Source organism: Kitasatospora sp. NPDC057500 (genome assembly GCF_042802195.1).
GTDB lineage: Bacteria > Actinomycetota > Actinomycetes > Streptomycetales > Streptomycetaceae > Kitasatospora.
Window position 1 is genome coordinate 1 of record NZ_JBHVER010000291.1, and the last position, 7,629, is coordinate 7,629.

6 protein-coding genes are annotated in these 7,629 nt (G+C 74.3%); 3 read left to right on the top strand and 3 right to left on the bottom strand.

Going from position 1 to position 7,629, the window contains the following annotated elements; translation table 11 throughout:
* Positions 1 to 1,968, bottom strand: a 1,968-nt coding sequence (locus ACFU74_RS34680; protein ID WP_380764120.1) for a DNRLRE domain-containing protein, incomplete at its 3' end; no start/stop codon positions are given.
* A gap of 317 nt (positions 1,969 to 2,285) precedes the next feature.
* Between ACFU74_RS34680 and ACFU74_RS34685 the strand changes: the two genes are divergently transcribed.
* On the top strand, positions 2,286 to 2,579 hold the full coding sequence (locus ACFU74_RS34685) for a hypothetical protein (protein ID WP_380764121.1): 294 nt from the start codon (positions 2,286 to 2,288) through the stop codon (positions 2,577 to 2,579).
* Between the two features lie 10 nt (positions 2,580 to 2,589).
* Here the strand turns inward: ACFU74_RS34685 and ACFU74_RS34690 are convergent, their stop codons facing one another.
* Entirely contained in the window at positions 2,590 to 4,158 is a 1,569-nt protein-coding gene (locus ACFU74_RS34690) for a glycerol-3-phosphate dehydrogenase/oxidase (protein WP_380764122.1), read from the bottom strand.
* Between the two features lie 78 nt (positions 4,159 to 4,236).
* Positions 4,237 to 4,848, bottom strand: a complete 612-nt coding sequence (locus ACFU74_RS34695; protein ID WP_380764123.1) for a TetR/AcrR family transcriptional regulator — start codon at positions 4,846 to 4,848, stop codon at positions 4,237 to 4,239.
* A gap of 20 nt (positions 4,849 to 4,868) precedes the next feature.
* On the opposite strand from ACFU74_RS34695, the gene ACFU74_RS34700 reads away from it, so the two are divergent.
* Together ACFU74_RS34700 and ACFU74_RS34705 are read left to right on the top strand one after the other, a co-directional pair.
* Positions 4,869 to 6,494 carry an FAD-binding oxidoreductase gene (locus ACFU74_RS34700; RefSeq protein WP_380764124.1) on the top strand — a complete coding sequence of 542 codons (1,626 nt, stop codon included), beginning with the start codon at positions 4,869 to 4,871 and terminating at the stop codon, positions 6,492 to 6,494.
* A complete protein-coding gene (locus tag ACFU74_RS34705; RefSeq protein WP_380764125.1) occupies positions 6,491 to 7,405 on the top strand; it encodes a diacylglycerol kinase in 915 nt (304 codons plus the stop codon). Before ACFU74_RS34700 ends, ACFU74_RS34705 begins: the two co-directional genes overlap by 4 nt.
* Positions 7,406 to 7,629 lie beyond the last annotated feature (224 nt).

Sequence of the window (7,629 nt, forward strand, 5' to 3'; positions counted from 1 at the left end):
CGCACCGGCCTGGTTGGCGGCGCCGTGCCACAGCGCGTCCGACGGGTAGTCGGCGGAGGTGACGAACGGCGCGCCCGGCTTGACCGTGTCGGCGATCAGGTGCGTGCCGGTCCAGCCGGAGCGGGACTTGCCGTCGTCCAGCATCGCCCAGATCGAGTACTGCTCGCCCTCGTCGAGCCTGGCGATGCCGTAGTCGGACGGGCGAACGGTGGCGATGGCGCCGTTCGGGGTGGGCCTGGCGATGCTGCCGATGAACGTGTTGCCGCGCCACAGGTCCAGGTAGACCGTGAGCGCGTCACCGTCGACGTCGGCGGCCTGCACCTGGAAGCGCGGGTTGGCGTCCGGGGTGTAGACCGGGTTGCCCGGCTGCGAGGGCTGCACCTGAACCGCGGCCGGGGTCGCCGGGACGGTGTTGTAGGTGACCGAGATGTACGGCGGGAAGTCGCCCTCGGCGGAGTCGAACTTCTTCCAGGAGAGGCTGCTGCTCTCGTCCGCCGCCTTCAGCAGGAAGCCGTAGTCGTGGTGCCCGAACTGGGCGAAGTACTGGATCATCCCGGTGACGTCGGCCTTGGCCCACACCGAGCCGTCACCGGCGGTGCAGTGGTGGGTGTCGCCGCCGTCGTTGTCGAAGGTGTCGTTGGACGTCGCCCACTTGGTCTCCGGCTGCGGCATGTTGTTCCACCGCATCCAGCCGGCCGCGCCGTACGCGTTCCAGACCTCCCACTGCTTCGCGATGCAGGAGGAGGAGTGGAAGTTGTACAGGTTGAGCGTGGCGCCCAGGATCTGCTTGCCGTTGAAGTCGCCACCCGGGATCGTCAGGAACGAACGGGCCTTGGTCGACCCGTCGTAGCTGCCCAGCTTCAGGAGATCGGCCGACGAGTTGTCGGAGTCCTCGTTGTTCTGGATGTAGGTGTCGAAGGTGGTGACGACGTCCACGACCGGGTCGATGGTGACCGGGTAGCTGGTCTTCTCATCGGCCAGGAACGCCGCGTCCGGGGTGAACACCAGCTCGGTGTCCGCACCCTGCCCGCGCAGCTCCATGGTCACCGGGGCCCGGTTGAGGTGCTCCTGCGAGGCCTCGTCGACCGCCGCGTCCCACATCACGGGGGCGGGGATCTTGACGGCCTGCTTGCCGGTGGCCTTGTCCAGCAGCTGGATCGAACCGTCCGGCTGCGGCGCGACGTCGAAGCCGGTGGTGTCGAGCGGGATCGTGACCGTGCCGGTCTGCGAGACGGCGGAACGATTCTTCACGATCAGGAACTGCTCGAAGCCGGTCCTGGTCGCCTGGAGGACGAGGTCGACGCCGGGGCGGGCGTCGACGTAGGTCGCCTTCTTTCCCTCCAGCTCGGGCTTGGGCAGCTTGCCCAGCCAGCCGAAGGAGATCTGCTGGTCACCGGAGCCGATCGAGACCAACGGCTGCTCGGCGAGCGCCGGTCCGGTCGGGGCGGCCAAGGGGCTCGACAGGGCCGACGGCTGATCGGCCGACGGCTGGTCGGCCGACGGGGCGGCGGGAGCCGCCTTGGCCGCGACGGCCCCGGGAGCCGACGGCAGACTGTCGCCGGTCGTCACCCCGGCGTCGCCGCCCGCGAAGACCACGCCCTCGGGGTGCGCCTTCGGTGCGACCTTGCCGTCGGGCGTCTGCACCAGCGTGGTGTCGACCGGCACCCAGGCGTCGCCGACCTTCATCCGGATCGGGCCCACGGACCGGTCCGAGGTCAGCGTGCCGTCCGGGTTCGCCCACAGGGTGGCGAACTCGGTCCGCGCCTTGGTGACCTCGATCCGGCGGCCCTGGAGGCGGGCCGCCAGCAGGGCGGACGCCTCGTCGGTCGCCTCGGCCGTGGGGGACGGCGCGGCAGGAGGAGTGTCGGGAACCGGCGCGGCCTCGGCCGGCGCCGCCGTCAGCGCATCGAAGGCGACACCTGTCTGCACCAGCAGACCGAGCGTCAGGAAGCCCGATATCCGGCGCATCCAGCGCGAAGAAAAGGCCCCGCCCGCGAACGCGGACGAGGCTTGTGAGTGTTGTGACATCGACCCTTCCGAAATGTCGTCAAAGAGATTGAGCGGCTTGTTCGAAGCCGAAGCACAACCTCTCACTCACAGCGGCTTCCCAGGAGGCTTTCAGGTGACGATCAGATAACAGATCGCATGCCACCGATCACACTGGGTAGCTATTCCTGTCAATGTCAGCTTTTGGCAAGATCATTCCCCCTTGCCGTGAATCGGAGCGCTTTGCCGGATTGGTCGTAGACTGACTTCGGATCCGCCGGAATCGCCGGGAGGTCCCCATGCGCCAGCGGCACAGCTTCCACCTCGACCGGGGCGGGCACTCCGTCACGGTGAACGTCCGGTCCGGCTGGATCACCGAGACCGAGCTGCTGGTGGACGGCAAGGAATTGGCCTTCCACCGGGTGCACGGTCACGGGGTGTATCCGCTCACGCTCGCCGCCCAGCTCGCCGAGGAGCCGCCGCTGCCGGTGGCGGTGCGGCTGGAGCGGACGGGCGAGCCCGAGCGGCCGTTGCGCTGCTCGCTGGAGCTGGGCGGGGCGGTGCACCCGATGACGGAGCGGACGGAGCGCTAGCCGGCTGCGGCTACGCCTTGGCGGCGATCTCCTCGACGGCCGAGCGGGCCCGCTCGGCGTCGGCCGGGACGAGGCCGATCCGGGTGCGGCGGTGCAGCACGTCCTCGGCGTCCAGTGCGCCCTCGTGGGTGAGCGCGTACGCGATCTCGGCGCGGGTGACGTCGACGCCCTCGGCGACCGGCGCGCCGTAGCCCGCGCCCAGCCGCTCCTCCCCCACCGCCAGCACCTCGTGCGCCGTGCCGCCGTGCCGGGCGAGCAGCGAGGCCGCCACCTCGCCCTCCGGCGCCGGGCGGCTGTCGCGGTGGCCGGGTGCCCCGACCAGCGGCAGGCGGGCCGTCCAGCAGGCGCGGGCGGGCAGCCCGCGCAGGCGGACGGCGGTGTCCACGGCGTCCTCGGCCATCCGGCGGTAGGTGGTGAGCTTGCCGCCGACCACGGTGATCACGCCGTCCGGGGACTCCAGCACGGCGTGCTGACGGGAGAGGTCGGCGGTGGCGCCGTCGCCGGTGTCGATCAGCGGGCGCAGTCCGGCGTGGGCGCCGCGCACGTCGCCCCTGGTCAGGGCGGTTTCCAGGGCGGCGTTGACGGTGCCGAGGAGGAAGTCCAGCTCGGCCTCGGTGGGCTGCGGCTCGTCCGGGATCGGGCCGGGCGCGTCCTCGTCGGTCAGGCCGATCGCCACCCGGCCGAGCTGCTGCGGCAGCGCGAAGACGAACCGGCTGGTGGAGCCGGGGACGGGCACGGTGAGCGCAGCGGCGGGACGGCCGAGCGCGGACGCGTCGACCAGCAGGTGGGTGCCCCGGCTCGGGCGCAGCCGGATGGACGGGTCCACCTCGCCGGCCCAGACGCCGGTGGCGTTGACGACGGCGCGGGCGCCGAGCAGGAACGATTCGCCGGTCAGGGTGTCGGTGAGCCGGGCGCCCGCGCCGGTCACCCGCTCGGCACGCACCCGGGTCAGTACGGACGCCCCGTACTGCGCCGCCGTCCGGGCCAGCACGACCACCAGCCGCGCGTCGTCGACGAGTTGGCCGTCGTGCGCGACCAGCGCGCCGGACAGCCCGGCTGCGCGCAGGCCCGGCACCAGGGCGCGGGCCCGCGCGGCGCCCACCCTGCGCACGCGCGGCAGCAGCCGGCCCGGGGTGCCGGCGCTGAGCCGCAGCGCGTCGCCCGCGTGGAAGCCGGCCCGGACCAGTGCGGCCTGCCCGGGCTTCATCAACCCGTCCAGCAGCGGCACCAGTTGGGGCAGCGGGCGGACCAGGTGCGGGGCGGTTCGGGTCATCAGCACGCCGCGCTCGACGGCGCTCTCCCGGGCCACGCCGACCCGCCCCGAGGCGAGGTAGCGCAGGCCGCCGTGGACGAGTTTGGAACTCCACCGGCTGGTGCCGAACGCGAGGTCGCGCGCCTCGACCAGGGCCACGGTCAGCCCGCGGGCGGCCGCGTCCAGCGCGACGCCCGCGCCGGTCACGCCGCCGCCGATCACCAGCAGGTCGACGGCCGGCCCGGCGGCGAGCGCGTCCAGCTCCGACTCCCGGCGGCGGGCGGTGAGTCGGGCGGTTCCGGCGAAGGGGCCGGCGGTGGTGGTCATCTGCGGCCTCCGTGGGGGGTCATGGCGCGGTGCTCGGCAGGCGGGGGTCCGGCGGGCGGCGGTTGCGGCGGCCGACGGCTACGGCGCGAGGTAGCCGTCGAGGGCGCGGGCGAGTTCGCGCCGCCAGGCCGCCTCGGGCAGCAGCGCGGCCACCATCCGGTGCGACTGGACGGTGGACTGGGCGATCAGCAGCACCATCGCCGCGAGTTCGAGCGGCTCGCCGGCCCGGATCGAACCGTGCTGCTGCCCCTGGACGATGCCGGCCCGCAGCGCCTCCAGCAGCCCGCGCTGGCTGGTGCCGAGTCGCTCGACCACGTACTCGAACAGCGTGTCGGAGTCGGCCGAGCGCAGCAGCGCGCCGAGCACCGGGTGGTCGCGCAGCCGGACGGCCACCTCGACCACGCCGTCGACGAACGCGGCCCGGTCGGCGCCGCCGAGCCGCACGGCGTCCCGGGTGGCCCCGATCTCGCGGGTGAGCAGCGCGCCGATCACCGCCCGGACGTCCGGCCAGCGCCGGTAGACGGTCGGCCGGCTCACTCCGGCGCGGCGCGCGATCTCGGCCAACTGGGTTCGGCCGACGCCGAGTTGGACGATCAGCTCGGCGGCGGCGTCGAGGATCGCGTCATCGGTGCCGCGCTCGCGGCGGGGCTCGCCCAGAGGCTCGCTCAGGGGATCGTTACTACTTGACATGATGTGTAAAACTGTAACGCATGACCCCCGAGAAGCAAGCAGCACCGGCCGGTGCGGCCGCGCTGCCCCTCCCCCCGATGAAGTGGGACGCCTGGGGCGACCCGGCCCTCGCCAAGGAGCTGTCCGCCGACATCAAGGGCCTGCTCGCTGCCGCCCTCGGCGTCACCGGCGACGCCGCGCCCGGCCCGGACGCCTCGGAGGTCGTGCTGCGGCCGTCCGCCCTCTCGCCCGAGGACCTCGCGGCGCTCGCCGCCGCCGTCGGCGAGGCCCACGTCAGCACCGCCGACGCCGACCGCCTGCCCCGGGCCGGCGGCAAGTCCACCCCGGACCTGCTGCGCCGCCGCTCCCGCGAGCCGCAGGACGCGCCCGACGCCGTCGTGCTGCCCGGCGACGAGGACGAGATCGCCGCGCTGCTCGCCGTCTGCGCCGAACGCCGCATCGCCGTCGTGCCGTTCGGCGGCGGGACCAGCGTCGTCGGCGGCGTGGAGCCGGAGCGCGGCGCCTTCGCCGCCGTCGTCTCGCTCGACCTGCGCCGCCTCGACCGGTTGCTCGACCTCGACGAGACCTCCGGCGAGGCCCTGCTCGGCGCCGGCCTCACCGGCCCGGCCGCCGAGGCCCTGCTCGGCGAGCGCGGCTTCGAACTCGGCCACTACCCGCAGAGCTTCCGCTTCGCCACCATCGGCGGCTTCGCGGCCACCCGCTCCTCCGGGCAGAACTCGGCCGGCCACGGGCGGTTCGACGAGATGGTGCGCGGCCTGCGCGTCGTCACCCCGGCGGGCGTGCTGGACCTCGGCCGCGCCCCCGCGTCCGCCGCCGGCCCCGACCTGCGCGAGCTGTTCCTCGGCTCGGAGGGCACCCTCGGCGTGATCACCGCCGTACGGGTGCGCGTGCACCCCGTGCCGGCCGTCAAGACGTACGAGGCCTGGTCGTTCCCCGACTTCGCCACCGGCACCGCCGCGCTGCGCGCCGTCGAGCAGCAGGGCACCGGGCCGACCGTCATCCGGCTCTCCGACGAGGCCGAGACCATGATCAACCTCGCGATGACCGAGAAGATCGGCGGCGAGCCCGCGGTGACCGGCTGCCTGGCCGTCACGGTCTTCGAGGGCACCGCCGAGCAGGTCGCGGCCCGCCACCGGCTCACCCGCGCCGCGCTGCTCGCCGCCGGCGGCAGCCCGCTCGGCGAGGCGCCCGCCCGGGCCTGGGAACACGGCCGGTTCAACGCCCCGTACCTGCGCGACTCGCTGCTCGACGCGGGCGCCCTGTGCGAGACGCTGGAGACCGCCGCCAACTGGCAGCAACTGCCTGCCCTGCGGTTCGCCGTCACCGCCGCGCTGACCGAGGCGCTGCCCGGCTCCCTGGTCCTCTGCCACATCTCGCACGTCTACCCGACCGGGGCGTCCCTCTACTTCACCGTGGTCGCCGCCCTCGGCGAGGAGCCGCTGGAGCGCTGGGCCGCCGCCAAGCGCGCCGCCGGCGACGCCATCGTCCGCTCCGGCGGCACCATCACCCACCACCACGCCGTCGGCACCGACCACCGCCCGTGGATGGCCGAGGAGATCGGCGACCTGGGCGTACGCGTGCTGCGCGCCGTCAAGGCCGAACTGGACCCGGCCGGCATCCTCAACCCGGGCAAGCTGATCCCATGACCGGCCGGAGAACCATCGCCCGCGTCGTTCTCCTCACCAACCCCGCGGCGGCCGCCGGCCACGCCGAACCGGCGGCCCGCCGTGCCACCGCCCGCCTGCGCGCCCTGGGCATCACCGTGGACGCCCGGGCGGGCGCCTCCGCCGCCGAATCGCTCGCCCTCGCCCGCGCCGCCACCACGTCCTCGTGCGACGCCCTGGTCGTGGTCGGCGGCGACGGGATGATCAACCTCGGCCTGCAAGCCGTCGCCGGCACCGGCACCCCCCTCGGTGTCGTACCGGCCGGCACCGGCAACGACCACGCCCGCGCCCACGGCCTCCCCCGCGACGCCCCGGAGGCCGCCGCCGAGGTCATCGCCGCCGGACACACCCGCACCGTCGACCTCGGCCGGGTCACCGCCGACGACGGCACCACCCGGTGGTTCGGCTCCGTCCTCGCCGCCGGCTTCGACTCCCTCGTCAGCGACCGCACCAACCGCCTGCGGTGGCCGCGCGGCCGGCTGCGCTACCACCTCGCCATCGCGGTCGAGTTCGCCAACCTCCGCCCGCTGCCGTTCCGGATCACGCTCGCCGACGGCACCGAGATCACCCGCGACCTCACCCTCGCCGCCGTCGGCAACACCACCAGCTACGGCGGCGGCATGGTCATCTGCCCCGACGCCGACCCCGCCGACGGCCTCCTGGACGTCACCCTGGTCGACGCCATGCCACGGCTCCGCGTCGCCCGCTTCTTCCCCACCCTGTTCAAGGGCACCCACGTCCGGCGCCCCGAGGTCACCACCCACCGCACCCCGTCGCTCCGCCTCTCCTCGCCCGGCATCACCGCCTACGCCGACGGCGAGTTCACGGCCCGCCTCCCGGTCGAGGTCACCGCCGTCCCGGCGGCCCTCCACCTGCTCGTCCCCGCGCCCTGAGCGGACCTTCCCCGCACACCCCGCAACGGGCGCCGGGACCAGTGGCCCGGCCGCCCTCGGCTCCGTGCGCCGCCGGACCTTCCGGGGGCACTCGTGGACGTGCACATCTCCGCGACCGGCGGGGAGAGTGCCCGGCGTTCCCCCGCCCTGGGCCCGGAACGCCGGGCGGCCGCGTCATCGCGGCAACGCCGTCGCGGCCGGGCGGGAGGCCGGCGGATCCGGCC